Source organism: Microbacterium sp. Ld4 (assembly GCF_045066555.1).
In the GTDB taxonomy this organism is placed as follows: Bacteria; Actinomycetota; Actinomycetes; order Actinomycetales; family Microbacteriaceae; genus Microbacterium.
This window is the reverse complement of sequence record NZ_JBISHE010000013.1, coordinates 14,962-39,224: the sequence shown is the minus strand read 5'-3', so window position 1 is coordinate 39,224 and position 24,263 is coordinate 14,962. Positions and strand designations below refer to the sequence as shown.

Below are 24,263 nucleotides of genomic sequence, written 5' to 3'. Positions count from 1 at the left end.
GAGGAGGGCTGACTCCTTAACTTAGCCTGCCCTTACCTGATCGACAATCGATCCCCGTCAGCCGCCCGTGACCGGAGCGGGGGTCTGCTCCACGATCGGGTCGACCTCCTCCTCCACGATGGGCGCGGGCGTCTCCTCGACGATCGGCTCGTCCTCTTCCTCAGCGCGCTGCTCTTCCTCGGCCTGCTTCTCGGCCTCCCGTTGCGCCTCCTCCTCAGCCTTCGCGCGCTCCTTCTCGAGCTTCTCGGCTTCTTTCGCCGCCTTCTCGGCGGCCTTGCGCTCCGCATCGGTCTGGTCGGTGCCGGGGTCGCCGCCGTCTCCGGTTTCGTCGACGGCGGTGTCATCGGCACCCTCGTCGGTGTCGACGACCGGAGCAGGCGGCACCGACGTGCTCGGCGCGGGCGTCTGCTCGGTGTCGATGGGGCTCGTCGGGGCAGGGCTCGGGTCGCTGTTGCCCGCGAGCCAGATTCCCGTGACGGCCGCTGCGGCGACGGCGACCCCCGCGAGTCCGCCCACGACGGCAAGGCGACGGGTGCCGCGTCGCCGCTCGGGCGCCGCCTCGGTGGCCGTCTCCGCGGCGTTCCGGGGCGAAGCCTGCGAGGCGGTCACCGCGGCGCCGGCGGGGAGCATCTGCGTCGGAGCCGTCATCGGGGCGGTGCCGGTTGCCGCGGCATCCGCTGCCGCGAGGCCCGCCGCGGCAGCCGCCGCGCCCGCCGCGGGGAGCAGCGCGGTCGCTGCGGAGGAGCCGTCGACGGAAGCGGTCCCGCCCGTCGCAGGGCGACCGGCGAGCGCGGATGCCGCCTCGAAGACCTCGAGCGCGGTGGGGCGCACGGCAGGGTCGAGCGCGGTCATCCGGGTCAGGAGGCTGCCCCACTCCGGGCCGAGGGAATCGGGGATCTCGGGGACGGTGTTGAGCCGCACCATCGCTTCTCCGATGCCTTCGGCGTGCGGAAAGGCTCGGGTGCCGGTGAGGGCTTCGCGCAGCACGAGCCCGAACGAGTAGATGTCTGCTGCCGGGGCCGGCGGCGCCCCCTTCAGCTGCTCGGGAGCGAGGTAGGCGGCGCTCCCGACGACGATCCCGGGCGACGTCAGACGAGCTCCGTCGACGAGGACCGAGATGCCGAAGTCGGCGAGTTTCGCCCCCGACCGGCTCCCGGGCGACGATGCCTGCGACAGGAGGACGTTCGACGGTTTGATGTCACGGTGGACGATCCCGGCGCCATGGACGACGTGGAGCGCCCCGGCGAGGTCTTCGGCGAGCACGGCCGCCTCTCGCGAGCTCAACGGATTCTCCCGGATTCGAGCGGCCAGGGTCGGGCCGTCGACGAACTCCATGACGAGGTACTCGGCACCCCCGGAGGACAGCTGAGCGTCGTAGAGCGTCACCAGACCGGGATGGTTCAGCGACGCGAGCACGGTCATCTCGCCGCGCGCCCTGTCCGAGGTCGACGCCCCCTCGACCTCGGGGCGGAGCAGCTTGATCGCCACCGTGCGGCCCAGCGAGACGTCTTCGGCGCGGTAGACCGTCGCCATGCCGCCCTGTCCCACGCGCTCGCCGAGTCGGTAGCGGTCGCCGAGCAGTGCGTCCGCGGGAGGCGGATCGTTCGTGTCCATGGGATTCCTCCTGAGCGCCCGGTCGGGAACGAGCGCCGGCATCCACGTTAGGACGTCACGGAGCCCGGGACGAGGGGTCTTGACATGCGCGCGGGGGTCTCCCGGTCGCGGGCACGGCCTGGGAGACTGCGGGCATGGATCAGCGGCTGCACTTCCTCACCCTCGCCACGGCCGACCTCGAGGCGGCGCGCCGGTTCTACCGTGACGGCCTCGGCTGGACGCCCCTGTTCGACCTCCCGGGCGAGATCCTGTTCTTCCAGGTGGCGCCGGGCCTCGCCCTCGGGCTGTTCGACGCCGCGAAGTTCGACCAGGACCTCCTCCGTGACCGTTCGACCACCGGTGTCAGCGGGCTCACGCTGTCGCACAACGTCGGCACCCGGAACGAGGTCGAGGCCGTGCTCGACGCGATGGCCGCGGCGGGCGGCACCATCGTCAAGCCCGCTCAGGAGGGGGCGTTCGGCGGAATCTTCCACGGGCATGTCGCCGACCCGAACGGGGTCGTCTGGGAGATCGCGCACAACCCCGGCTGGGGCATCGACGACGACGGCACCGTCTCGTTCGGATGACCGGTGCCGGACGGTTCTACCCGTGACGGCGGGTCAGGCGGTCTGGCGGGCGACGCCGGCTCGGCGGAGGCCCGATCCCATTCCGAGACCGATCGCCGTCCACAGGACCGGTCCGAGCAGCGAGATCACGAGATAGGCGACCTGCGCCCACAGGGGAAGCGCGGCGAGGTCGGCGGCGGCGGCGACGGCGACGGCGACGATGATGCCGATCAGCACGGCAGAGACGTAGAAGCGCCAGGCGCCCCAGGAGCGATACCGGGTGAGCGCGGCGACGCCCTCCTGGATCGCACCGAACAGCAGTGCGGTGAGCAGGAAGCGTCCGATCCAGGCCGGGTTGACGGCGGTCGACACGAGGGCGGCGAGCACGTGCGTCGTGAGGGCGACCAGCGGCATCCGGAACACCTCTTGCGCGATGATGCCGGGGAGCACGTGCGAGCCGAGGATCAGGCCGTAGGCGAAGGGTGCGGCGACGAGGACGACGGGGGTCAGCAGGCCCGCGATGCCTCCGATGATGCCGGTGGCGACACCGAGCGCGGCGCAGACGAGCAGCACGCGCGTCGAGAGGAGGGTGTGTCGGGGCACGTCACCAGCGTATCGGCGCGGGAAACCGCGGCGGCCGGGAGCAGCCGTGCAAAACGCGAGGGGCCCGATCGGCGGTGAACGCTCAGGTCAGCGCGGAACGCCCAGGCCAGCGGTGAACGCCCAGGCCAGCGCGGAACGCCCAGGTCAGCGCGGAACGCCCAGGCCAGCGGTGAACGCCCAGGCCGGCGGTGAACCCTCAGGGTCGGCGGCGCCGCTTCGTGAGCCGGACCGTCGGCATCGGCGGGGCGGGGATGCGTTCGTCGCCGTGATCCACCACGTGCCCGAATCGTTCGCTGCCGGCTTCCCACTCCTCGCGCGCGGCGACGATCTCCTCGTGGTCGCGTCCGACGAAGTTCCACCACATCACGATGTCGCTCTCGAACGGCTCGCCGCCGAGCAGGAACACCGTGGCATCCGTCTCGGCCGTGACATCGACGCCCGTGCGGGCGATGCCGAGGTAGAGCAGGTCCTCCTCGGCGAGCGCGACCTGCTCCGCGCCGGCCTCGCCGCCGTCGACCGGGCCGGTCTCGACGACGGGGCGGCCGTCGACGCCGACGATGGCGTACTCCCAGTCGGGCCGGAGCGGGAGGGTCACTGTCACGCCCGCGGGGAGGAACACCTCTGCGCCGACGATGGGCGTGTACATCGTGGCGGGCGAGCGGATGCCGTCGAACTCGCCGACCACGACGACGGCCGCCGCACCGCCGGAGAGGTCGACGACCGGCAGGTCGACGTGACGCTCGAAGTCGGGCGCGCCGTGCCGGCGGCTCTCGGGCAGCGCGACCCAGAGCTGGAGGGCGTCGGTCTCGGTCGGCTCGTCGCCGACCGAGTACTCCGAATGCGAGATGCCGGCGCCGCTCGTCATGATGTTGAGCTGGCCGCGTGTGATGACGACGTCGGAGCCGATCGCGTCGCGGTGGCGCGTCTCACCGACGAACGGCCAGGTCACCGTCTGCAGACCGATGTGGGGGTGGGGTTCGACGCGCATCGTCGTCACCTGCGGGCCGAAGCGATCGAGGAAGCACCATGCGCCGATCATGGGCAGCTCGCGCTGCGGCAGAGCGCGCTTGACGGTCATGCCGCGCACGCCGCCCAGCGGCACCTCGCGGGCTTCGAGGCGGAGGGCCCGCGGTCCGTCGCACGAGGTGGGTGCTTCGACGGTCTCGGTCGGGTCGGCGTCCAGACGGGTCATGGCTCAGTCGGCGACGTCGATGCCGGCGTCGTCGGCGGTGGGCCGCCACGAGACGTCGAGACCCGGGACGTCGTTCTCCCGGAGGTACTTCACCACGAACGGGCAGACCGGAACGGCGGTCTCGCCGCGCTCCGCCAGATCGGCGAGAGCCTCGCCGATGAGCAGTCTGCCGAGACCGCGGCCGCCGTAGGCGGGGTCGATCTTCGTGTGGGGGAGCACGGTCCTGCCGTTCTCGTCGCCCCGGATGAGCGTGTAGCCCGCGACGGTGTCATCGACGAAGATCTCGTATCGGCTCTTCGCCTCGTTCCGTTCGACTCGTGTCGTGCTCTCGGTCACGGTGGCCCCCAATGCGCGTGACTTCCAACCTAGGCGGGTACGGGCGCGCCACGCCAGCGCCGACCACCGGTGATCGACGCCGTTCGTCGCAGAGCCTGCGCCGCTCACCGCACTCCGGACGCGGCGGCGATGCCCACCGGCATCCGACTTCGTAGCCTGAACCGCACGCAAAGACGCGCCCCGAAGGAGTTCCCATGTCTGCATCGTCGCGCCGTGGCAAGAACGTCACGCTCGACCCGGATGCCGGTCTCAGGCCGGATCCCTCGCTTCCCCCCGTCGCCCTCTCCGAAGAGCAGAAGAGCAAAGACACCCGCTGGACGCCGCTGAAGATCGTCGCCTGGGCGCTCATCGCTCTGGCCGGCGGCCTCGGCTGGACCATGCTCGCCATCGTCCGCGGTGAGACCGTGAACGCGATCTGGTTCGTGTTCGCCGCCGTCGCGACGTACCTGATCGGCTACCGCTTCTACTCGAAGGTCATCGAGAAGCACCTGCTGCGTCCCGACGACCGGCGCGCGACCCCCGCCGAGGTCAAGCAGGACGGCAAGGACTACGTCCCCACCGACCGCCGCGTGCTCTACGGTCACCACTTCGCCGCCATCGCCGGCGCCGGCCCTCTCGTCGGACCCGTGCTCGCGGCGCAGATGGGGTACCTACCCGGCACCATCTGGATCATCGTCGGCGTCGTGCTCGCCGGCGCCGTCCAGGACTACACGGTGCTGTTCTTCTCGATGCGCCGGGGTGGCCGCACGATCGGTCAGATGGCCCGGCAGGAGCTCGGCAAGATCGGCGGCACCGCCGCGATCGTCGCCTCGCTGCTGATCATGCTGATCATCGTCGCGATCCTCGCCCTCGTCGTGGTGAACGCGCTCGGCGAGAGCCCGTGGGGTGTCTTCTCGGTGTCGATGACGATCCCGATCGCCCTCTTCATGGGCCTCTACCTGCGCTACCTCCGACCCGGCAAGGTCACCGAGATCTCGATCATCGGCTTCGTGCTCCTGATCGGTGCGATCATCGCCGGCGGCTGGGTCGCCGAGACCGCGTGGGGTCAGGAGTACCTCCACCTCGACCGCACCGTCATCGCCTGGGGCATCATCATCTACGGCTTCATCGCCGCGGTCCTGCCCGTCTGGCTGCTGCTCGCGCCGCGCGACTACCTGTCGACCTTCATGAAGATCGGCGTGATCGTCATGCTCGCCGGGGCGATCGTGCTCGTCCGGCCCGAGATCACGGTGCCGCCGATCACCGAGTTCGGCCTCGAGGGCACGGGGCCGGTGTTCGCCGGTCCCCTCTTCCCGTTCCTCTTCGTGACGATCGCCTGCGGCGCCCTGTCGGGTTTCCACGCGCTGATCGCATCGGGCACGACGCCGAAGCTCGTCGAGAAGGAGCGGCAGACCCGCTTCATCGGCTACGGCGGCATGATCATGGAGTCCTTCGTCGCGATCATGGCGCTCGTCGCCGCGATCTCCATCGACCAGGGCATCTACTACGCGATGAACGCGTCGGCCGCTGTCACGCAGGGCACCGTCGAGGGCGCCGTCGCCTTCGTCAACAACCTCGGCATCACCGGCGTCAACATCACCGCGAACGACCTCACCAGCACCGCCGCGAACGTGGGTGAGGAGTCGATCGTCTCGCGTACCGGTGGCGCACCGACGCTCGCGCTCGGCCTCGCGCACATCATGCAGCAGGCCCTCGGCGGCCAGGCGATGATGGCGTTCTGGTACCACTTCGCGATCATGTTCGAGGCGCTGTTCATCCTCACCGCCGTCGACGCCGGCACGCGCGTGGCCCGCTTCATGCTGCAGGACTCCATCGGCGCCTGGGTGCCGAAGTTCCGTGACGTGTCGTGGCGACCCGGCGTGTGGATCACGACCGCGATCATGGTGGCGGGCTGGGGTGCGATCCTCATCCTCGGAGTGACCGACCCGCTCGGCGGCATCAACACCTTCTTCCCGCTGTTCGGTATCGCCAACCAGCTGCTCGCCGCGATCGCGCTGGCCGTCGTCATGGCGATCGTCGCCAAACGCGGGCCGAGCTTCGTCAAGTGGATCTGGATCGTCGCGGTGCCGCTCGCGTTCGCCGCGGTGGTCACGATCACGGCATCGGCGTACAAGATCTTCTCGCCCAACACGGCGATCGGATACTGGTCGAACCATTTCCGCTACCGCGACGCGCTCGCCGCGGGCGACACGACCCTCGGCACTCCCGAGGTGATGGACGCCGTCATCCGCAACACCTTCGTGCAGGGCACCCTGTCGATCGTGTTCGTCGTGCTGGCGATCGTCGTGATCGTCTCGTCCGTCGTCGTGACGATCGGCGCCATCCGCCGGGGCGACGCCGAGAACCACGAGGACCAGCCCACGGCATCGCGGCGGTTCGCTCCCGCCGGGTTCCTCGCGACGCCGTCCGAGCGCGCGCTCGAGAAGGAGTGGGAGCCTCTCCTCTCCGACGACCGCGCCGCGAACCGGCACTGAGGGCGGCGCGCTCATGACGATCCGGACGGATGCCGCGCCGGCGACGCTCGCGCAGCGGGCGGGGGCCCTCGTGGTCCGCGCGCTGCGCGGCATCCGCTGGTACATGACGAACCTGATGGGCGACAGCGCCTACGCGACCTACGTCGCGCACCAGCGCCGCGTCCACCCCGATGAGGAGCCCATCACGGAGCGGCAGTTCTGGCGGCAGAAGATGGCCGACCAGGACCGCAACCCCGGCGCCCGATGCTGCTGACCTCGTCGCGGCCGACGGGCCGACCTAGGCTCGACGCATGACCGATGCCGTCGTCCTCGCCGCTGTTCTGGGCGTGGCCGGCGGCATCGTGCTGTCTGCGCTGCTCATGCTCGTGCGCCGGTACGCGCGCGGGCCGGGCGGGCTCGGCAGCGAAGCCGAGGAGGCGACCTACCGGGCGCTGCATCAGGCGAGCCTCGCTGCGCCCTATCTCCGCGGCGGGCTCGCGGGCGCGGAGACCCCGCGGGCGGCGCGCCACCTGCGGAGCGTGCTGGGCAGCGCCGCCGTGATGATCGTGGTCGACGGGGTGATCGTGGCGCGCGACGGGCAGACCGAGGGCCTCGACGCCGCTGCCCTCCGCGTCGCCGCGACGGTGACCGAGAGCGGCAAGCGCCGCATCTTCCCCCGGGCAGAGGGCGGCGACGGCCTCGAAGCGGTCGGCGCGCCCATCGAGGTCGACGGCCGGACCGCGGGAGTGCTCGTCGCGTTCGCCGAGCCCGTGCGGGCCGCGCTCGTCCGGGCGGCGGCCGAGGTCGCGGACTGGTGCGCGGCGCAGGCGAGTCTCGGCGAGCTGGATGCCTCCCGCGCGGCGCTCGCCGAGGCGGAGCTCCGCGCGCTCCGGGCTCAGATCTCGCCCCACTTCATCTACAACGCCCTCACCGCGATCGCGTCGTTCATCTCGACGGATCCGCCGCGGGCACGGGAGCTCGTGCTGGAGTTCGCCGACTTCACCCGGTACTCGTTCCGCCGCCAGGGCGAGTTCACGACGCTGGCGGAGGAGCTCCGCAGCATCCATTCCTATCTCGAGCTGGAGCGTGCGCGGTTCGGGGAACGCCTGACGGTGACCCTCCGCATCTCTCCCGAGACGCTCGCGACCGTCATCCCCTTCCTCTCCGTGCAGCCGCTCGTCGAGAACGCGGTGCGGCACGGCCTCGAGCCGGGGGAGGGCGGCGGCACGATCCTCATCTCCTCCACGGATGCCGCGACGCACACCGAGATCACGGTCGAGGACGACGGGGTCGGCATGGACCCGGGTGAGCTCCACGCCCTTCTCACCCGCGCCGACACGGGCGCCCATGTCGGTCTCCGCAACGTCGACACGAGGCTGCGTCAGCTCTACGGCCTCGACGGCGGACTCGTCGTGGAGACGAACCGCGATGCCGGTACCCTCGTGCGGATGCGGATCCCGAAATCGCAGCCGCTGCACGACGTGGCGGCGTCATGATCGACGTCCTCGTGGCCGACGACGAGCGTCCGGCCCTCGACGAGCTCGCCTTCCTCCTGCGATCCGATGACCGCATCGGCACCGTCCTCACGGCGTCGTCCGGCGCGGAGGCGCTGCGGCTGCTCAGCGAGCGGTCGGTGGCCGTCGCCTTCCTCGACATCCACATGCCGGGGCTCACCGGGCTCGATCTCGCCGCGGCGATCCGCGGCCTGGCGACGCCCCCGGCCGTCGTGTTCGTGACCGCCGACGACGCCCACGCCGTCGACGCGTTCGAGCTGCGCGCCCTCGACTACCTGCTCAAGCCCGTGCGGGTCGAGCGGCTCCGCCGCGCGGTCGACCGGGTGATCGAACTCGAGCGCCCCGGTGACGCCGATGAGGTGCTGCCCGTCACGGTCGGATCCACCGTGAGATTCGTCCATCGGCGAGACGTGCAGTGGGTCAGCGCCGAGGGCGATTACACCCGGCTCCACACCGCCGCCGACGCCGGCCATCTCGTCCGCATCCCGATCTCGGAGCTCGAACAGCGATGGACGGAGGCGGGGTTCGTGAGGGTGCACCGGTCGTACCTGGTGCGTGCGGCATCCGTCACCGAGGTGAGGCTCGGCGGCGCCGAACCCGCCGTCTGGGTGGGTGACACCGCCCTCCCCGTGAGCAGGCGACTGCTGCCCTCCGTCCGCGATGCGCTGACGCGGCGCGCGCCATGACCCGCGATCGGGTGCGCGTCACCGCCGGCGTCACGCGTCCCGGCGCGGTCACCCGCGGCATCGCGCTGCCCGGGTCGCCGGTCGACGACGACGAGGCGGTGTTCGCGCGCGCCCTTCGGCGGTCGCAGCTGCGCCTCGCGATCGGCACGCTCCTCGGCTTCGTCATCGTCACGGTCTCCCTGCTCGCCGGAATCACCCTCATTCCCGAGCTCGACGAGATCGTCGTGGTCGGGGTGCCGCTGTCCTGGCTCCTGCAGGCGTTCGCGTTCTATCCGGTGATCGCCGCATTCGCGCTGCTCTACGTGCGGGGCGCGAACCGCAACGAGCGGCGCTACCGCGCTCTCCGGGAGAGGGAGTGAACGCCGTCCTCGACCTCGTCGCGGTCGCCCTCGTCGTGGGGGCGACCGCGCTGATCGGGGTCTACGGGCTCCGGATCTCCCGCACCACGAGCGACTTCTTCGTGGCATCCCGCACGGTGCGACCGGTGTGGAACGCGTCGGCGATCAGCGGGGAGTACCTCTCGGCCGGCACGTTCCTCGGCCTCTCGGGGCTCGTCCTGCTGAGCGGGTCGGAGGGATTCTGGTTTCCGATCGGCTACGCCGCCGGATACCTGCTGGTGCTGCTGTTCGTTGCGGCGCCGCTGCGGCGAAGCGGCGCGTACACGATCCCCGACTTCATGGAGGCCCGACTCGAGTCGCGCACCGCACGGCGGATCACAAGTGCGGGATGCCTGCTGATCGGCTGGCTGTACATCGTCCCGCAGCTGCACGGCGCCGGAATCACGCTGCAGGTCGTCGCGGACATCCCGCCGTGGGTGGGCGCCGTGCTCGTCGCCGTGCTGGTCGCGGCGGCGGCCGCGGCCGGTGGCATGCGCGCGATCACCTACGTGCAGGCCTTCCAGTACTGGCTCAAGCTGACCGCACTGCTCGTCCCGGCGATCCTCATCGCGTTCGCCGTGAACGGCGGGTCGTACGACGTCGATCCGCTTGTGATCTTTCCCGCCGAGGCGGGCCCGTCGGCGCTCGACGCCTACGAGGCCGGCTCGCTCCTGCTGGCGCTGCTCCTCGGCACAATGGGGCTGCCGCACGTCCTGGTGCGGTTCTACACGAGCCCGACCGGTGAGTCGGCGCGGCGGACGACCGTGCTCGTCATCGTGATGGTCAGCGTCTTCTACGGGGTCTCGAGCGTCATGGGCCTGCTCGCCCGGATCGTCGCGCCCGACCTCGCCGTTCCCGGCGTCGCCGACACGGTCGTGCTCGTGCTCCCGGCGCGCGTCTTCCCGGGGCTCGGCGGCGAGCTGCTGACCGCGCTCGTGGTCGCGGGCGCCTTCGCCGCCTTCCTCGCCACCTCCGCGGGCCTGACGGTCTCGCTCGCGGGCGTGATCAGCCAGGACGTCTTCAGCGGCTCGGTGCGCTCGTTCCGTCTGGCCGCCCTCGTCTGCGCCGCCGTGCCGCTCGCGATCGCGCTCCTGACCGCCCCGGCGGGCCTCGTCGCCTCGGTCGGCGTCGTCTTCGTGTTCGCGGCGTCGAGCCTGTCGCCGGTCCTCTTGCTCGCCGTGTGGTGGCGGCGCCTCACCGCCCGCGGCGCGATCGCGGGCATGGTGACCGGTGCGGTCGCGTGCGGGGTCTCGCTGCTCATCTACGCCGCGGTCGACGGGGTCGGCGTCGCCGCCCCGCTGCTCGCGCAGCCCGCCGCGTGGACGATCCCCCTCGCCACGGCGGTCACCGTCACCGCGTCACTCGGCGATCGGTCGGGACCGCCCCTGCGCGCAGGCAGCTACCTCGCCCGGCTCCACACGCCCGAGCGGAGCGTCTGAGGGCTCGCCCGTCCGCCGCTACCGCGCCCTGTGAGGCAGACTCGGAGGATGACGTCGACGCTGCGGGACCTCATTCCGGCGGGGTCGAACCCGGATGACGTCTATGCGGCGTTCGCGGAGTGGGCGACGGGCCGCGGCCTCGAGCTCTACCCCGCGCAGGACGAGGCCATCATCGAGCTCGTCTCGGGCTCGCACGTGATCCTCGCGACGCCGACCGGAACCGGCAAGTCGCTCGTCGCGGTCGCCGCCCACGCGGCATCCCTCGCCCGTGGTGGGCGCACGTATTACACCGCCCCGATCAAGGCGCTCGTGAGCGAGAAGTTCTTCGCCCTCGTCGACATTTTCGGCCCCGACGCCGTGGGCATGATCACGGGTGACTCGTCGGTGAACCCCGGCGCCCCGATCATCTGCTGCACGGCGGAGATCCTCGCGAACACGGCGCTCCGGCTCGGATCCGATGCCGATGTCGATCAGGTCGTGATGGACGAGTTCCACTACTACGGCGATCCCGATCGCGGCTGGGCGTGGCAGGTTCCCCTCCTCGCCCTCCCCAGGGCGCAGTTCCTGCTGATGTCGGCGACGCTCGGCGACGTGTCGGCCATCGTGACCGATCTCGAGCGGCGCACGGGCCGGCCCGTCGCGCATGTGGCGGGCGCCGAACGGCCGGTGCCGCTCGACTACCGCTACGCGCGCAGGCCCGTCCACGAGGTGCTCGAGGGGCTGATGGAGAACGGCGAGTCGCCGGTCTACATCGTGCACTTCTCGCAGGCCGCCGCCCTCGAGCGTGCGCAGGCGCTCTCGAGCGTCAAGGTGACCACTCGGGAGCAGCGCGACGCCATCGCCGAGGCGATCGGCGGGTTCCGGTTCACGACCGGCTTCGGCAAGACGCTGTCCCGGCTCGTCCGGTCGGGCATCGGGGTCCACCACGCCGGGATGCTGCCCCGATACCGCCGGCTCGTCGAGACGCTCGCGCAGCGCGGTCTGCTCCGGGTCATCTGCGGCACCGACACGCTCGGCGTCGGCATCAACGTGCCGATCCGGACGGTGCTGATCACGGCGCTGTCGAAGTACGACGGCGTGAAGATGCGGCAGATCTCGGCGCGGGAGTTCCATCAGATCTCGGGCCGTGCCGGGCGCGCCGGGTTCGACACCCACGGCAGCGTCGTCGTGATGGCTCCGGAGTGGGAGATCGAGAACGCGGTCGCTCTCGCGAAGGCCGGCGACGACGCGGCCAAGCGCAAGAAGATCGTTCGCAAGAAGGCGCCGACCGGTGTCGTGAACTGGGGCGAGGGGTCGTTCGACCGGCTCGTCGTCGCCGAGCCCGAGCCGCTCACACCGCAGCTCAAGCTCACGGCCGCCATGCTCATCAACGTCATCGGCCGCGGCGGCGACGTCTTCGGGCATGTCCGTTCGCTCGTGTTCGACAACCACGAGCCCCGGTTCCGGAAGTACGAGCTCGCCCGTCGCGCGATCGCGCTGTTCCGCACGCTCGTGACCGCCGAGATCGTGGTCGCCGACAGCGACGGCATCCGTCTCACCGTCGATCTTCAGCCGAACTTCGCCCTCAACCAGCCGCTGTCGCCGTTCGCGCTCGCCGCGATCGGCCTGCTCGATCCGGATGCCGATCTCCCCGCGGGCTCGCTGGGCGCCGCGGCCGCCGCCTCCGCTCGAGACTCCGCCGACCCTGAGCCCGGCGAGACGCCGACGGATGCCGCCGGTCGCCGGTCGGTCGGCACCGGCCACTACGCGCTCGATGTCGTGAGCGTGATCGAGTCGACGCTCGACGATCCGCGCGCGATCTTGTCGCAACAGGAGTACAAGGCGCGGGGCGAGGCGGTCGCGGCGATGAAGCGCGACGGCATCGAGTACGACGAGCGGATGGCGCTCCTCGAGGAGATCACCTGGCCCAAGCCGCTCGCGGGGCTGCTGCTGCAGTCGTTCGAGGTGTTCGCGTCCACCCAGCCGTGGGTGCGCGATTTCGAGCTGCGGCCGAAGTCGGTCGTCCGCGACATGTTCGAGCGGGCGATGTCGTTCGGCGAGTTCGTGTCGTTCTACCAATTAGGGCGCAGCGAGGGACTCGTGCTGCGGTACCTGTCCGACGCGTACCGCGCGATCCGCCAGACCGTTCCTGCCGAGGCGCGCACCGACGATCTGCTCGACCTGATCGAGTGGCTCGGTGAGCTGGTGCGGCAGGTCGATTCGAGCCTCGTCGACGAGTGGCAGGCGCTCATCAACCCCGCGGACGACCCCACGGCGCCCGTGGTTCCGCCGGCTCCGCCGTCGATCATCGCGAACCGGCGGGCGTTCGTCGTGCTGGTGCGCAATGAGATGTTCCGCCGGATCCAACTCGCCGCACTGCAGGATGACGACGCTCTCGAGGCGCTGGATCCGGATGCTGGCTGGCCCGACATCCTCGACCGGTTCTATGACGACCACGATCAGCTGCTGACGGGCGGCGCCGCTCGGGCGCCGGCGCTGTGCCTCATCGACGAGAGCGATGCCGCCAGCGGCATCTGGCGTGTCGAGCAGGTCATGGACGACCCGGCGGGCGACCACGATTGGCGCATTCGGGCCGAGGTCGACCTCGCGGCATCCGTCGACGAGGGTGCGGCGATCGTGCGGGTGACCGAGGTCGTGCGGCTCTAAGCCGCCGCTTCGCGCTCCCAGCCGCGCGCGCCGCGCACGTACACGACGCGGACGTGTCGACGGTCGGGGGAGCCCTGCCAGAACTCGACGCGGTCGGGGATGAGGCGCCACAGCACCCATCCGCTCGGGTCGTGCAGAGCTCCGGCGGGGCTGCCGCCCGCATCGGCCGCACTCTCCTCGGGCGTCGCCTCCCGCACGCTGCCGCGCACGCGGACGGCGCGCATGACGCGCTGCCACCAGAAGTCGAGCGCCGCCGCGGGGTTCTCGGCGAGCTGGGCGCCCTTCGCCGAGGATCGGGGGCCGGCGAACGCCCAGCCGTCGGCGTCGACGCCCTTGAGGATGAGGGTCCGCGCATCGGGGCGGCCACCGGCATCCGCTGTGGCAAGGGTGGTGGCGCGCGGCTCGGCGACGCCGGCCTGAGCGGCGTGCCGGATCCACGCGTCGAACAGTTCGTGGGGGTCTGAGGGGAGGGCGGCGAGGTCGAGCGGCGGTGGGGTTCCGGTGAGGGACGGCTGTACGCGGAGCCAGCGCGTGAGCTCGTTCATGTCCCCATCCTGCTCCGACCGGCAGACTGGTCGCGTGACCACCTACCTGGCGTTTCTCCGCGCGATCAATCTCGGCGCGAAGCGCGTGTTCCCCAAAGACGACATCCGCCGCGTCGTCGAGGGTGCCGGTTTCGAGGGCGTTGAGACGCACATCAACACCGGCAATGTGCGGTTCGAGACGCGGATGCGGTCGCGGGCGAGAATCGAGCGGATGCTCGAGGATGCGTTCGTCGCTGATCGCGGGTTCGAGGTGCCGACCATCGCGTTCACTGCGGTGGAGTTCGCGCGGATCGCCGACGAGACGCGTCGGCTCGACGAGGGCGATCCCGGCCTCGCCCGGCACTATGTGTACCTGCTGAAGGACGAGCTGACTCCGGAGCGGGTGGCAGAGGTCGAGGCGCGGGCCGACGACCGGGGGCGGATGCTGGTGCGCGGCCGCGCGGTGCATGCGCTCCTGCAGCCGGGTTACCAGGACGGCACGGTCGATCCGCTCGGCGCGGCCGCGTTGCTGGGCGTGGCGACGAACCGCAATGCGACCGTGGTGCGCGCGCTCGCGGCGAAGTGGTGCGGCGGGTGAGCCGGGCTCGATCGGAGCCGAACCGATGACCGCTCTCGTGGGACGGCTGGACGGACTCTCGACCGCGATCTAGAACGGCGGCGGGTCGGTGGTGAACTGCGGGATGCGTCGTTCCGGCTTCACGAGGGAGACGCGACCCGCGGGCGAGGTCCATTCGAGTGCTCCGCCGGGTTTCGCTCTGACCCGCCAGTCGGTGTGGTGTTTGAGGGTGTGGTGCCCTCGACACAGCGGGGCGAGGTTGCTGGCGTCGGTCGCGCCGCCGTGGTCCCAGGCGACGGTGTGGTCGATGTCGCACCGTTCGGCGGGGATGCCGCATCCCGGTGCCATGCATCTGGCGGCGCGCCAGGTGACCAGGCGTCGGAGGTCTGCGGGTGGCCGGTAGTGCTCGCGTCCGACGGAGAGGACGACCCCGGTTTCGGGGTGGGTGAGGACCCGCATCCAGCCCGATGCAGAACTGTACAGTTCCCGGGCCCGGTCGATCGGGATCGGCCCGACGCCGTCGACCTGCGGTGCGGGGCCGTCGCCGGTGAGCAGGGTGAGGACGGGGACGGTGATCGCAACGGTGGGCCGGATCCCGCGGGCGGCGTCGGGAAGCGATGTGGTCTCCCCATCGATGAGCAGGTCACCGAACACGTCGGCCCGCTTCTGGTCGAGGGTGCGTCCGTCGTCGTCGGGGAGCGTCTTCGCGATCGCCGTCAGCCGGCCGAGAATCGCCTGCGCTTCCACCGCGGGGAGGTGCGCGGTGAGCCACGCCATCCCGTCCACACCCTGGTCGACCCGCACGTGCCGGTGCTGCGTCGCGGCAGTGTGCTGCTCCGCGAGGCTCGCCTCCCGTTCGCGATCGACGATCCGGCGCACATGGCGGCGGAAGGGCCCGGTCGCCATCTCCTCCGCCACCGCAAGAACGTCCGCAACGAGTTCGTCGCGCACGACGTCGAGCTGGTCGAGTCCGTCGACGATGATCGTCGCGTGGGTTTCAGTGATGTCCGCGTGGCTCATCGAGTCGAGCACCGTCGGATACCGGTACACGAGCGCCCGACCGAGGCCCATCATCCGCCCCGCGGCGTGTTCGGTGATCCGCAACGCGGTCGCGACCTCGAGGCGCACCGATCGCTCCACCAGCAGCGCGTCACGGTCGTGCCGGTGCTCCTCGGCGATCGCGTCATCCCACAGGTCGACGATGCACCGGTACCGCTGCGCCGCGTGAACGGTCGCCATGTTCGCGCACATCACGACCCAGTCCAGGGTCGACGGGACGTCGATCGGCACCTCGGTGGGCCACCGCTCGAACTCCTCATCACCGGACATAGTCCCAGACTAGGAGGGGGTTCCGACATTGAATCCGGATGCCGAAACTGTCGCGTCCACCTTTGCCCGCGATGGCCCAGTCGCGATTCCCCGGTCGCGAAACGCGCCACCCCGCGGTGTGTTGCGACGGCCGAACGCGGCTGCGCATCCCCCACGTCCTAGCCGGAGTCCAGTCCCCGCACCCAGGCGACTTCACGCGCCAGCTGCCCTGTCCGCGTGAAGAGTCGGACCTGGTGCGTGTCCGCGAGCGCGCTGACCAGGTCGCTGCGGTCGGCCGGCGTGAACCCGAGGCTCTCCCAGAACGGCCCGGAGCGTCGGCTGAAGAGCCATGCTGTGCGTGCGCCCTCCGCGCGGGCCTGCGCCATCGCGAACCGCGCGAGGTCGGCGCCGCGACCGCGTGACCTCCGGGCTGGACTCACCGCCACGCTCCGCAGGAGCGCGTGGCGTCCGTCGCCGCTCACCTCGTATCCGGTGCTTCCGACGATCGCGCCCCGGTCGTCGAGCTCGATCCACAGTCGCACTGTCGGGGCGTCCACGCCGCCCGTCGTCAGATCGACGTCGCGCAGGAACGCGGTCACGGCGTCCGTCTCGGCCGCCCTGCACCGGATCATCTCCACACCGCCAGTCTCGCACCCGACCCTTCTCCCCACCCCGGGGCGCTGCGCGACGGCATCCCCACCGGCAGACCGTGTCGGCGCCCGCGGCTATCGTTGAGCGGGTGACAGACGGCGGATGGCAGAACGACCCCTACGCCGATCTCGCGTGGGATCCCGACGACCTCGTCCCGCCTGACGACTTCGAAGCTCCGCCCGAGCCCCGTTTCGACGGCTACGGCGCCGCTGTCGCGCGGGCATCGCGCTCGGAGCCGGAGGCCCGACCCGATCTCGCGCCTCGCTCGGGCTCGCCCGTCCGGCAGGCTCCGCGGACGACCGCTCCGCCCGCTGCGGTCCTCACGCTCGAACGACGCGAGCACACCGGCGACGATCCGGTCGCCGTGCTCTCGGACGTCTTCGGTTACGACGCGTTCCGCGGCGATCAGGCCGACATCGTCTCGCACGTCATCGCCGGCGGCGACGCCGTCGTGCTCATGCCCACCGGCGGCGGCAAGTCGATCACCTACCAGGTGCCCGCCCTTGTGCGCCCGGGTACCGGGCTCGTCATCAGCCCGCTCATCGCCCTGATGCACGACCAGGTCGAGGCGCTGATCGCCAACGGCGTGCGGGCCGCATTCCTGAACTCCACGCAGTCGCCGGCGGAGCGGGCCGGCGTCGAGCAGGCCCTCGTCGACGGCGAGCTCGATCTCATCTACGTGGCTCCCGAGCGGCTCTCGGTGCCGGCGACCACGTCCCTTCTGCAGCGTGCGACGCTCAGCGTGATCGCGATCGACGAGGCCCACTGCGTGTCGCAGTGGGGCCACGACTTCCGGCCCGACTACCTCACGCTCGGAGACCTCGCGGAGCGGTTCCCCGGTGTTCCCCGCATGGCGCTCACCGCCACGGCGACGCGCGCGACGCACACCGAGCTCACCGAGCGCCTGCACCTCGAAGATGCGCGTCACTTCGTCGCGAGCTTCGACCGGCCCAACATCCAGTACCGCATCGAGCCCAAGGTCGACGTCCGCCGGCAGCTCGTGCAGTTCGTCCGCAGCCAGCCCGAGGGGTCGGCGGGGATCATCTACGCGCTCAGCCGCAAATCGGTCGAGCAGACGGCGGAGTACCTCCGCACCCAGGGCCTCGATGCGCTGCCGTATCACGCGGGTCTCGACGCCGGCATCCGCTCACGCAACCAGTCCCGGTTCCTTCGCGAGGACGGCGTCGTCATGGTCGCCACGATCGCGTTCGGCATGGGCATCGACAAGCCCGACGTCCGTTTCGTCGCGCACATCGACCTGCCGAAGTCCGTCGAGGGCTACTACCAGGAGACCGGTCGCGCCGGCCGTGACGGCGAGCCCGCGGTGGCGTGGATGGCCTACGGCCTCGGCGACGTCGTGCAGCAGCGCCGCCTCATCGAGCAGTCGCCCGGCGACCGCACCTACAAGATGCGCATGGGGCAGCACCTCGATGCCATGCTGGGGCTCTGCGAAACGGTGTCCTGCCGCCGCCAGAACCTCCTGAACTACTTCGGCCAGGCATCCGATGCCTGCGGCAACTGCGACACGTGCCTCACCCAGCCCGACACGTGGGACGGGCTCGTCGCGGCGCAGAAACTGCTGTCGACGATCATCCGCCTCCAGCGCGAGCGCGGCCAGGCATTCGGCGCAGGCCATCTGATCGACATCCTCCGCGGCGGCTCGACGGAGCGCATCCGGCAGCAGGGCCACGACAAGCTCGCCACCTACGGGATCGGCAACGACCTCACCGAGCAGGACTGGCGGTCGGTCATCCGGCAGCTGCTCGCCCGCGGCGTGCTGGCCGCGCAGGGCGAATACGGCGTGCTCGCCGTCGGCGAGAGCGGCGCTGCGGTTCTTCGCGGCGAGGAGCCCGTGCCCCTCCGCCGCGACGTGCTGGGCCGCAGCGGTGGCGGCGGCTCGTCGCGCGCGAAGCGGCAGTCGAGCTCGGATGCCGTCCCCGAGGGCGACCGTGACCTGTTCGAGGCCCTCCGGGCATGGCGTGCCGAGCAGTCCCGCGAGCAGGGTGTGCCGGCCTACATCGTCTTCGGTGACGCGACCCTCCGGGCACTCGCAGAGCACCGCCCCCGATCGGTCGCCGACCTCGACGGGATCACAGGCATCGGTGCGAAGAAGCGAGAAGCTTACGGCGAGGCCGTGGTCGCGGTGATCGCGGGCGCCTGAACGATCAGGCCCACGCCTCACGGCCGACCCGCACGTCCGCCCCGGTTCGGGCGGACTCCTCGATGGCGAGCCCGAGCAGGTGGTCCTGGCAGGCATCCGCCAGCGGATAGGGCTCCGGGCCATCACCGCGGGCCCACCGGCCGGTGAGCTCGAGCAGCGACGCGACGGCGATGTCGTCCTCCGACAGGCGCGTGCCCACCCAGGGGTTCCGGTAGACGATGCGCCCCTCGAACGCGGCCGACACGACGTCGTTGCCCTCGAGGTTCAGGTCGATGCCGGTGCGGCGGTAGGTGATCGCCGAGGTGATCACCTCGGTGCCCTCGAACCGGCGCACCGTGTCGTCGACGAGCTCACCGTGCGAGCCGCGGAGGACGATCCGTCGCGACAGGATCGGGTTCCACCACTGGTTGTCGACGAAGTCGTAGAGGCCCATCCGTCCATCACCGAAGTCGAGCGTCGCGATCGTCGTCGTCCGCTCTTTCGGAGTGGCATCGTCCGACCAGCCGGCAGGTGTCAGCGGATCGACGACGGGCGCGGTGAAAGTCCTCGCCGACACGGTCGCCTCGGCCGTACCGGCATCCAGGAACGTCCGGATCATCGAGGTCGCGTGGTACAGGTGGGTCGACGAGACCTGCACCCCGCCGACGGTTCCGAGTGCGCCCGAGCGCGCCACCTCCAGGCGGGCGGCGTGACCCGGCATCAGCATGTACTGCTCCGCCACCTGCACGAGACGGGTCGCGCCGACGTCGCGCCACAGCTTCCGCAACCCGTCGGCATCCGGAGCCGGCGGCGTCTCGGCGAGCACACGCACCCCACGCTCCACGAGCTCGGTGATGACCCCCGGCATCGCCGGCCAGCTCACCGACGCGATCACGAAGTCGGGCCGTGCGGCGAGCAGGTCGTCGAGCGACCGATGCACCGGCACGTCCCAGCCGGCGATTCGGGCAGCAGACGCATCGGACCGGGCGAGCACGCCCACCGCCTGCAGCCGAGCGGGCGCCGCAGCGGCCACCCGCAAAAAGAACTCCGAGCGCCAGCCCGTGCCGATGATCGCGAATCGTGCCGGTTCCGTCATGAGACTCCCTCGTCGTGACGCACCGGGACCGGTCGTCCTCGGCATCCTTCAGGTCTGCGGGAGCCGGGTCAACCCCGGTGCGCTCCCTTCGCCCGTCAGATCGCCGTGACCTCCACCACGACCGCCTGCTGCGGGTTCTGCACGGGCGGCCGGAGTCCGGCCGTTCCGAGCTGGCGCCCCGTCATCACGGTGTCGTGGTGAGCCCACGCGAGCGGCGACTGCGCCGGGGTCTCGACGATCCCGCCCGGGGTCACGAGCTGAACGCGGTAGACGCGGTCGGCGTCGAGGCCGGGCAGCCGCACGCGGCCGGCGGGGGAGGAGATCAGCGTCTGCGTCTGCGCGATGGTGAAGAACGCGGATGCCGCATCTGCCGCGACCACGCCGCGAACGTCGAGTCCGGGGTCGGCGACGTCGGCGTTCACGACTCGGCCCGTCGCGACGAGCGGGCGCACGCGCTTGGCGAGCGCCACCCAGTCGCCGACCGTGGCGGCATCCTCCGGCGACAGCGTCGTGACGTCCCACTCGATGCCGAAGTGGCCGAACAGGGCGACGGCGCCGCTCATCGACAGCGAGACGGTGCGTCCCGTGGAGTGCACGTGCGGCGTGGTCAGGTGCATGCCCATCATCTCGGGCGGCACGACGAGTGCGGTGTAGCGCTGGTTCTCCAGGCGCTCGACGGGGTCGAGGCAGTCGCTCGTCCAGATGCGGTCGGTGCGGTCGAGGATGCCCAGGTCGACGCGGGCACCGCCCGACGCGCAGCTCTCGATCTCGAGGCCCGGGTGGGAGGCCTTGAGCTCGTCGATCAGGCGGTAGACGGCAAGGGTCTGCGCGTGCACCTGCGCCGAGCCGCCGGCGCCCGATCCCGCATCGACGAGGTCGCGGTTGTGGTCCCACTTGATGTACGCGATCGGGTACTCGTCGAGGAGCGCGCCGATCCGGTCGGCGAGGTAGGCGTAGGCGTCGGGATGCGCGAGGTTCAGCACCTGCTGCTGGCGGCCCGACGGGGGCAGCTCGGCGCGGCCGCGGAGGATCCAGTCTGGATGCCGGCGCGCGAGGTCGCTGTCGGGGTTGACCATCTCGGGTTCGAACCACAGGCCGAACTCCATGCCGAGCCCGACGACGTGATCGACGATCGGGTGGAGCCCGCCCGGCCAGACGGTCGCGTCGACGGTCCAGTCGCCGAGGCCGGCGGTGTCGTCGCGGCGGCCGTGGAACCATCCGTCGTCGAGGACGTAGCGCTCGACGCCGATCGCGGCGGCCGCGTCGGCCAGCGCGACGAGCTTCGGCAGCCGGTGGTCGAAGTACACCGCCTCCCACGTGTTCAGCGTCACGGGCCGGGGCCGGGTGGGGTGCTGCGGGCGGGCGCGCCACTCGTCGTGGAAGCGCGCCGCGAGGGCGTCGAGCCCCTCCCCCCACGACCCGAACAGCTCGGGCGAGGTGACCTCTTCGCCCGGTGCGAGGCGGATCTCGCCCGGCAGGTACAGCTCGCCGCCCCCGAGGAACGCCTCGCCGGTGACGCCTCGCTCGGCGAGGACGCGCGCATTGCCGCTCCATCCCAGGTGGATGCCGTGCACCCGCCCCTGTGCGAAGCCGAAGCCGGGCGCGCCCGCCGCGAGCAGCAGGGTGGCGTCGGCGCCGGGCCGACCACGGCGGCTCTCGCGCACGTGCGTGCCGAAGGTCAGCTCATGGCGCTGGGCCGAGCGCTCGCGCAAATGCCGCCCGGTCGTGTCGAGGATCTCGGTGGCGTCCCACGGGAGGGGCAACGCAGCCTGGAGCGTCTGGACCGTGTAGACGTCGTCGCCGTCGTTGCGGAGTGCGATGTGCGTGCGGACGAGTCCGGATGCCGTGACGGAGAGCGAGAGCCGCGCCGACAGGTGCATCTCGGCGTCCTCGAGCCGGACCTCCAGGTGGTGGTCGCCGGCGTCGACGCCCACGGTGGTGAACTTCGCGCCGACCTCGCGCCCGTCGCGATGTCCCTCGAGCGACGGGGTGCCGGCCCAGCCATCGGCGGCGGTGGTCAGCATCCGGAGTCGGGCCGTGTCATCGAGGCCCCCCGACACGCGCTGGAGCCGTGCGGCGACGGCGAGCGACTCGAGTGTCTCGGCGGGTGCGTCGCCCAGGTCTTCGCCCCAGTGGACGATCGCGGGCACGGCGCCATCGGCATCGATGACGACGCTCGTGCCGCCGTTGCGGAGGTGGACGACAGCGGCGTTCGCAACAGGTGCAGGCATCCCGACAGTTTCGCAGAGGAAGCGGCCGCAGCACGGGGCGGCATGCCCGCGAACGCGCTGGTGTAGGCCCCGCACAAGGGCGATCGCCGCCGTCGTCCGGCCCGGTTGTGCGGGACCTCCAACGCAGTTGGCTCTGCGTTGGAGGACTCCTACCGTGAGGGGGAACCTCCCTGTCCACCCGATTCCGGAAAGGCCAGTGATGACCGACACCGTCGTCCGCTCCGAAACCCCCTCCAAAGACCGCCGCACGCCCGCCGGCGGCGCCCCCACCAGCGCGCACTCCGCCGCCGAGGCCGGTGAGCCCCGCGTCGACGTCGATGCCGTGGCCCGCATGCTGCTCGGCACCTGGGCCGACACCCGGCTCGAGGCGCGCGAGATGATCAAGGACTCCGCCTTCTGGCGCATCGACGGGCAGTCCGTCGCCGAGCACCGTGAGCGCGTGATGGAGCAGGTGCGTCTGCTGGCCCAGCGCGGCGCGTCGGTCCGGGCGCTCCCCGAGGAGTACGGCGGCCTGAACGACAACGGCGCCAACCTCGCCGGGTTCCAGGAGCTCGTGCTCGCCGACCCGAGCATGCAGATCAAGTCGGGCGTGCAGTGGGGGCTGTTCGGCTCCGCCGTCCAGCAGCTCGGCACGAAGCCGCACCACGACGCCTGGCTGCGCGACATCGCTTCGGCCGAGCTGCCCGGCGCGTTCGCGATGACCGAGATCGGTCACGGCTCCGACGTCGCCGCGATCGGCACGACCGCGACCTACGATCCCGCCACCGAGGAGTTCGTGATCCACACGCCCTTCCGTGCGGCCTGGAAGGACTACCTCGGCAACGCCGCCGTGCACGGCCAGGCGGCGACCGTCTTCGCGCAGCTGATCACGAAGGGCGTGAACCACGGCGTGCACTGCTTCTTCGTTCCGATCCGCACCACCGAGGGCGTGCTGCTCCCCGGCGTGCAGAGCGAGGACGACGAGGTCAAGGGTGGTTTGAACGGCATCGACAACGGCCGTCTCGCGTTCGACCATGTCCGCGTGCCCCGCACGAACCTGCTCAACCGGTACGGCGACGTCGCCGCCGACGGCACCTACTCCAGCCCCATCGAGAGCACCGGGCGGCGTTTCTTCACGATGCTGGGCGCCCTCGTGCAGGGTCGCGTGTCGCTCGACGGCGCCGCGACCATCGCGTCGTCGCTCGCGCTATACATCGCGATCACCTACGGCAACCAGCGTCGTCAGTTCGACTCGGGCGCCGGCACCGACGAGGTCGTCCTGCTCGACTACGGCAAGCACCAGCGGCGACTGCTGCCGCGCCTGGCGCAGACCTACGCGCAGTTCTTCGCGCACGACGAGCTGCTCCGCGCGTTCGACGGCGTCTTCGGCGGGCGGGCCGACACCTCCGAGGAGCGCGAGAACCTCGAGACCCTCGCCGCCGCGCTCAAGCCGCTCAGCACGTGGAACGCGCTCGACACGATCCAGGAGGCGCGCGAGGCCTGCGGCGGCTCGGGATTCATGGCCGAGAACCGTCTCGTCGGGATGCGCTCCGACCTCGACGTCTACGCGACGTTCGAAGGCGACAACAACGTTCTCCTGCAGCTCGTCGGCAAGCGTCTGCTCGCCGACTTCGGCAAGCAGTTTGAGGGCGCGGATGCCGCCACTCTCGCCAAGTTCGCGGTCGGCCACACCGCGGGCAAGGTCTTCCACGGCGCGGGCCTGCGCAGCCTCGGCCAGACGGTCGCCGATTTCGGCAGCACGGCCCGCTCGGTCGAGCTGGGGCTTCGGGCCGAGCAGCAGCACGAGCTGCTCGCGGGGCGTGTCGAGCAGATGGTCGCCGATCTCGCAGGGGCACTCCGTCCGGCATCCAAGATGCCCAAGGGAGAGGCCGCGGCGCTGTTCAACAAGCATCAGGCCGAGCTGATCGAGGCGGCCCGCGCCCACGGTGAGCTGCTCCAGTGGGAGGCATTCTCCGACGCCGTGAAGGCGACGGCGAACGACGAAACCCGTCAGGTGCTCACCTGGCTGCGCGACCTCTTCGGCCTCCACCTCATCGAGAAGCACCTCGCCTGGCACCTGATCCACGGTCGCCTCTCGACCCAGCGTGCGGCCGCGGTCTCGAAGTACATCGACCGGCTCTGCGCACGGCTGCGTCCTCACGCGCAGGATCTCGTCGACGCCTTCGGGCTGGAGCCCGAGCACGTGCGAGCGCCGATCGCGTCGGGCATCGAGCGTCAGCGGCAGGACGAGGCGCGGGACTACTACGCCGACCTCGCCGCCCGGGGCGAGGCCCCCATCCCGGAGAAGTCGCTCAAGAAGAAGTGAACGTCGGGGGCCGTCGGTAGCCTGAC

20 protein-coding genes are annotated in these 24,263 nt (G+C 71.1%); 11 read left to right on the top strand and 9 right to left on the bottom strand.

The genetic code is table 11. The annotated features are described in order from the left end of the window. Positions 1-57: 57 nt before the first annotated feature. Positions 58-1,614 carry a serine/threonine-protein kinase gene (locus ACJJV7_RS10780; RefSeq protein ID WP_405374844.1) on the bottom strand — a complete coding sequence of 519 codons (1,557 nt, stop codon included), beginning with the start codon at positions 1,612-1,614 and terminating at the stop codon, positions 58-60. 134 nt (positions 1,615-1,748) lie between these two features. On the opposite strand from ACJJV7_RS10780, the gene ACJJV7_RS10775 reads away from it, so the two are divergent. Continuing rightward, positions 1,749-2,180 carry a VOC family protein gene (locus ACJJV7_RS10775; protein ID WP_405374845.1) on the top strand — a complete coding sequence of 144 codons (432 nt, stop codon included), beginning with the start codon at positions 1,749-1,751 and terminating at the stop codon, positions 2,178-2,180. Between the two features lie 33 nt (positions 2,181-2,213). On the opposite strand, the gene ACJJV7_RS10770 is transcribed toward ACJJV7_RS10775, so the two are convergent. The 3 genes from ACJJV7_RS10770 to ACJJV7_RS10760 form a co-directional block, all read right to left on the bottom strand. Beyond that, positions 2,214-2,762: an ECF transporter S component gene (locus ACJJV7_RS10770; protein WP_405374847.1), complete on the bottom strand. Its 549-nt coding sequence runs from the start codon at positions 2,760-2,762 to the stop codon at positions 2,214-2,216. A gap of 196 nt (positions 2,763-2,958) precedes the next feature. Continuing rightward, entirely contained in the window at positions 2,959-3,954 is a 996-nt protein-coding gene (locus tag ACJJV7_RS10765; RefSeq protein ID WP_405374849.1) for a pirin family protein, read from the bottom strand. A 3-nt stretch (positions 3,955-3,957) separates the two neighbouring features. Continuing rightward, entirely contained in the window at positions 3,958-4,290 is a 333-nt protein-coding gene (locus ACJJV7_RS10760) for a GNAT family N-acetyltransferase (protein ID WP_405374851.1), read from the bottom strand. A gap of 194 nt (positions 4,291-4,484) precedes the next feature. On the opposite strand from ACJJV7_RS10760, the gene ACJJV7_RS10755 reads away from it, so the two are divergent. Genes ACJJV7_RS10755 through ACJJV7_RS10725 form a run of 7 tightly spaced genes read left to right on the top strand, consistent with a single transcriptional unit; the run spans position 4,485 to position 13,405 of the window. Then, entirely contained in the window at positions 4,485-6,764 is a 2,280-nt protein-coding gene (locus ACJJV7_RS10755) for a carbon starvation CstA family protein (protein ID WP_405374853.1), read from the top strand. A gap of 13 nt (positions 6,765-6,777) precedes the next feature. Then, a complete protein-coding gene (locus tag ACJJV7_RS10750; RefSeq protein ID WP_405374855.1) occupies positions 6,778-7,017 on the top strand; it encodes a YbdD/YjiX family protein in 240 nt (79 codons plus the stop codon). A 37-nt stretch (positions 7,018-7,054) separates the two neighbouring features. Continuing rightward, a complete protein-coding gene (locus ACJJV7_RS10745) occupies positions 7,055-8,239 on the top strand; it encodes a sensor histidine kinase (RefSeq protein ID WP_405374857.1) in 1,185 nt (394 codons plus the stop codon). Beyond that, a complete protein-coding gene (locus ACJJV7_RS10740; protein WP_405374859.1) occupies positions 8,236-8,943 on the top strand; it encodes a LytR/AlgR family response regulator transcription factor in 708 nt (235 codons plus the stop codon). The genes ACJJV7_RS10745 and ACJJV7_RS10740 overlap by 4 nt, the downstream gene beginning before the upstream one ends. Further along, positions 8,940-9,302: a heavy metal transporter gene (locus ACJJV7_RS10735; protein WP_405374861.1), complete on the top strand. Its 363-nt coding sequence runs from the start codon at positions 8,940-8,942 to the stop codon at positions 9,300-9,302. Before ACJJV7_RS10740 ends, ACJJV7_RS10735 begins: the two co-directional genes overlap by 4 nt. Then, a complete protein-coding gene (locus tag ACJJV7_RS10730; protein ID WP_405374862.1) occupies positions 9,299-10,759 on the top strand; it encodes a cation acetate symporter in 1,461 nt (486 codons plus the stop codon). Before ACJJV7_RS10735 ends, ACJJV7_RS10730 begins: the two co-directional genes overlap by 4 nt. 48 nt (positions 10,760-10,807) lie before the next feature. Next, positions 10,808-13,405, top strand: coding sequence for a DEAD/DEAH box helicase (locus tag ACJJV7_RS10725; protein ID WP_405374864.1), 2,598 nt, complete (start codon positions 10,808-10,810; stop codon positions 13,403-13,405). Here the strand turns inward: ACJJV7_RS10725 and ACJJV7_RS10720 are convergent. Further along, positions 13,402-13,950, bottom strand: a complete 549-nt coding sequence (locus ACJJV7_RS10720; protein WP_405374866.1) for a pyridoxal 5'-phosphate synthase — start codon at positions 13,948-13,950, stop codon at positions 13,402-13,404. The genes ACJJV7_RS10725 and ACJJV7_RS10720 overlap by 4 nt on opposite strands. Positions 13,951-13,984: 34 nt before the next feature. On the opposite strand from ACJJV7_RS10720, the gene ACJJV7_RS10715 reads away from it, so the two are divergent. Further along, positions 13,985-14,527: a DUF1697 domain-containing protein gene (locus ACJJV7_RS10715; protein ID WP_405374868.1), complete on the top strand. Its 543-nt coding sequence runs from the start codon at positions 13,985-13,987 to the stop codon at positions 14,525-14,527. A gap of 69 nt (positions 14,528-14,596) precedes the next feature. On the opposite strand, the gene ACJJV7_RS10710 is transcribed toward ACJJV7_RS10715, so the two are convergent. Beyond that, positions 14,597-15,835 (bottom strand): DUF222 domain-containing protein, encoded by a 1,239-nt coding sequence (locus ACJJV7_RS10710; protein ID WP_405374870.1) that lies wholly within the window; start codon positions 15,833-15,835, stop codon positions 14,597-14,599. A gap of 158 nt (positions 15,836-15,993) precedes the next feature. Continuing rightward, a complete protein-coding gene (locus ACJJV7_RS10705; RefSeq protein WP_405374872.1) occupies positions 15,994-16,413 on the bottom strand; it encodes a GNAT family N-acetyltransferase in 420 nt (139 codons plus the stop codon). Positions 16,414-16,553: 140 nt separating this feature from the next. Between ACJJV7_RS10705 and recQ the strand changes: the two genes are divergently transcribed. Beyond that, on the top strand, positions 16,554-18,626 hold the full coding sequence (gene recQ / locus ACJJV7_RS10700; protein ID WP_405374874.1) for a DNA helicase RecQ: 2,073 nt from the start codon (positions 16,554-16,556) through the stop codon (positions 18,624-18,626). Between the two features lie 4 nt (positions 18,627-18,630). On the opposite strand, the gene ACJJV7_RS10695 is transcribed toward recQ, so the two are convergent. After that, positions 18,631-19,701, bottom strand: coding sequence for a Gfo/Idh/MocA family oxidoreductase (locus ACJJV7_RS10695; protein ID WP_405374876.1), 1,071 nt, complete (start codon positions 19,699-19,701; stop codon positions 18,631-18,633). Between the two features lie 95 nt (positions 19,702-19,796). Further along, on the bottom strand, positions 19,797-21,932 hold the full coding sequence (locus ACJJV7_RS10690; RefSeq protein WP_405374878.1) for an alpha-galactosidase: 2,136 nt from the start codon (positions 21,930-21,932) through the stop codon (positions 19,797-19,799). A 199-nt stretch (positions 21,933-22,131) separates the two neighbouring features. Between ACJJV7_RS10690 and ACJJV7_RS10685 the strand changes: the two genes are divergently transcribed. Continuing rightward, complete coding sequence (locus ACJJV7_RS10685; RefSeq protein ID WP_405374880.1) at positions 22,132-24,237, top strand: acyl-CoA dehydrogenase; 2,106 nt, start codon at positions 22,132-22,134, stop codon at positions 24,235-24,237. Positions 24,238-24,263: the final 26 nt, after the last annotated feature.